The sequence below is a fragment of the Enterobacter sp. CM29 genome, assembly GCF_013179605.1.
Lineage (GTDB): Bacteria > Pseudomonadota > Gammaproteobacteria > Enterobacterales > Enterobacteriaceae > Enterobacter > Enterobacter intestinihominis.
Window position 1 is genome coordinate 1 of sequence record NZ_JABMCU010000320.1, and the last position, 2,278, is coordinate 2,278.

5 protein-coding genes are annotated in these 2,278 nt (G+C 50.4%); 3 read left to right on the top strand and 2 right to left on the bottom strand.

Going from position 1 to position 2,278, the window contains the following annotated elements; all coding sequences use genetic code 11:
* Both HP459_RS22525 and HP459_RS22530 read left to right on the top strand, forming a co-directional pair.
* Positions 1-428, top strand: a 428-nt coding sequence (locus HP459_RS22525; RefSeq protein ID WP_253939675.1) for a rhodanese family protein, incomplete at its 5' end; no start/stop codon positions are given.
* An 82-nt stretch (positions 429-510) separates the two neighbouring features.
* The gene (locus HP459_RS22530) at positions 511-690 is read left to right on the top strand and encodes a hypothetical protein (RefSeq protein ID WP_045308450.1); all 180 of its coding nucleotides are present in this window, start codon (positions 511-513) and stop codon (positions 688-690) included.
* 37 nt (positions 691-727) lie between these two features.
* Here the strand turns inward: HP459_RS22530 and stpA are convergent, their stop codons facing one another.
* Positions 728-1,132 (bottom strand): DNA-binding protein StpA, encoded by a 405-nt coding sequence (gene stpA, locus HP459_RS22535; RefSeq protein WP_022649126.1) that lies wholly within the window; start codon positions 1,130-1,132, stop codon positions 728-730.
* A gap of 497 nt (positions 1,133-1,629) precedes the next feature.
* Here stpA and alaE point away from each other — a divergent pair, with 497 nt between their 5' ends.
* Positions 1,630-2,079: an L-alanine exporter AlaE gene (alaE, locus tag HP459_RS22540; protein ID WP_022649127.1), complete on the top strand. Its 450-nt coding sequence runs from the start codon at positions 1,630-1,632 to the stop codon at positions 2,077-2,079.
* A gap of 32 nt (positions 2,080-2,111) precedes the next feature.
* Here alaE and HP459_RS22545 read toward each other — a convergent pair.
* Positions 2,112-2,278 (bottom strand): DUF2002 family protein (locus tag HP459_RS22545; RefSeq protein WP_171936884.1); only part of this gene is annotated, 167 nt, incomplete at its 5' end.

Consider the following 2,278-nt stretch of genomic DNA (forward strand, 5'->3'; position numbering starts at 1 on the left):
CCCGCGAGCATATTCCAGTGGCGCACTCCATTCCGCTGGATTCGTTACCCGGCGGGCTTAACGCAGCGCCGGGAGAAACGGTGATTTTCCACTGTCAGTCTGGCGCAAGAACCGCAAACAATGATGCTCGTCTTGCCCGGGCAGCGTCCCCTGCGAACGCCTTTGTGGTTGAGGGAGGCATTCAGGGCTGGAAGCAGGCCGGGCTGCTGACCGTTGAAGATAAATCGCAGCCGCTTCCGCTGATGCGTCAGGTGCAGATCGCCGCCGGGCTGCTGATTCTCTGCGGCGTGGTGCTGGGTTACAGCGTCTCCAGCGGCTTTTTCCTGCTAAGCGGTTTTGTGGGCGCCGGGCTGCTGTTCGCCGGAGTGACAGGTTTTTGCGGTATGGCGCGACTGCTGAAAGTGATGCCGTGGAACCGACGTACCTGATAAGGGGTATCTGAAAGATTAGGCTGTACCCCGCCCCGGACGTGGGCTATGGTGAAGATCGTGACAATGATGAGGAGGTGCTATGTTTTCTGTCGGTGATTATGTCCAACCGCGTCAGGGCGGTCCGAAACTGAAAGTGCTCGAAGTAAATGGTGAAAACATTGTGGCCGTGCAGGCCAGCAATGAGCAGGGCGAGAAATATCACCTGAAAGTGGCGGACGTAGTTCTGTACTCCGAAGAAGGTGACTTTGGCGTCTGCTAAGTCAATAATCGGGCGGAATACACCGCCCGAATAATCATCAGATCAGGAAATCGTCCAGCGATTTACCGTTTGCCAGTGCGTTCGCAATTGGCTTTGGCGTACGTCCCTGACCGGTCCACGTTTTCTCTTCACCGTTCGCGTCGATGAAACGATATTTCGCCGCACGCGCTTTACGTTTTTTAGCCGGCTGGCCCGCATGAGCCAGTTCTCCGCCTAACAGATCGCTCGGGGAAATACCGTCTGCCTTCATCAGTTCCAGCAGAGCATTAATTTTATCCTGCTGTTCAGCGCGCTGACGCTCTAATTCAGCCTGCTCGCTGCGTTTTTCTTCTGTGACAATCCGAACTTTTTCCAGCACTTCTTCCAGAACATCCATGGATAATTCACGCGCCAGCGCCCGGAGGGTACGGATATTATTAAGATTCTGTAACGTTAAAGCCATAATAATGAGAAACCTTTCTTCGTGTGTATAACATAAATCAGGCAACAGAATAATTGATTTTTGTTCTGATATCTACCCACTCTGTCGTTTTGACATTATTGTAAATGTTTTAGAATATCCCGTTAATATAACCCCGAATAACCTGTCAGTTTTAATGCGTAATATTCCGTCCTGCACCTGGTCAAAAATCCCTGTTTAATGCCGTTCAAAAAACCGCCCGGCATCCTCCGAATAACAAACGTTATACGCTTGCTCAGATAAGCTAATAGTTTGATTTCGTTTAATAAAACGGTGAATGGGAAAGAAAATAACGACTCGCACAAAAAACAGCCAACTTTAGAGAATTTTATGGACAAAGCGCCCATAAATAAAAATTAATCACTACTTGTTAGTTAAAAGCCAGAGGGATACGCTATACACTCAAAACAAACCAACCTAAAGCACTAAACGCCGCAGGTAAAAACGCCACTTTTTTGTCCTGTTCGAGGAGTTCAGACATGTTCTCACCGCAGTCTCGCCTGCGCCATGCGGTAGCGGATACGTTCGCGATGGTCGTTTACTGTTCCGTCGTAAACATGCTGATTGAAATTTTCCTGTCCGGAATGACCTTTGAGCAGTCCCTCTCATCGCGCCTGGTGGCCATTCCGGTGAATATCATGATTGCCTGGCCGTACGGAATGTATCGCGATGCGGTGATGCGTTTCGCCCGGCGTATTAGCCCGGCAGGTTGGGTAAAAAACCTGGCGGACGTGCTGGCTTACGTGACGTTCCAGTCCCCGGTGTATGTGGTTATTTTGCTGACGGTGGGCGCAGACTGGCATCAAATCGCCGCCGCGGTAAGTTCAAATATCGTGGTATCTATGCTGATGGGTGCGGTGTACGGTTACTTCCTTGACTACTGCCGCCGCCTGTTTAAAGTCAGCCCTTATAGCCAGGCAAAAGCGTAAGATAAGGCGACTGGCTCATGCCAGTCGCTGAGTTATTGTACGTCGCCAAACAGCCCTTTCAGAAAACGCTCCAGCGCCATACGCGAGCTGAAACCGTGCGGAATACCATAATGTTCATGCGTCTCGCCGCCTAAATAGAGCGGAAATTGCTGATAATGATCGCAGGTTTTAATATCCGAGGCGGGCTCAGCAAATGACA

What these genes read in the sequence shown, in the direction of transcription:
- HP459_RS22530 (WP_045308450.1), top strand. Translation starts at nt 511, where the DNA reads ATGTTTTCTGTCGGTGATTATGTCCAACCGCGTCAGGGCGGTCCGAAA.
- stpA (WP_022649126.1), bottom strand. Translation starts at nt 1,132, where the DNA reads ATGGCTTTAACGTTACAGAATCTTAATAATATCCGTACCCTCCGGGCG.
- alaE (WP_022649127.1), top strand. Translation starts at nt 1,630, where the DNA reads ATGTTCTCACCGCAGTCTCGCCTGCGCCATGCGGTAGCGGATACGTTC.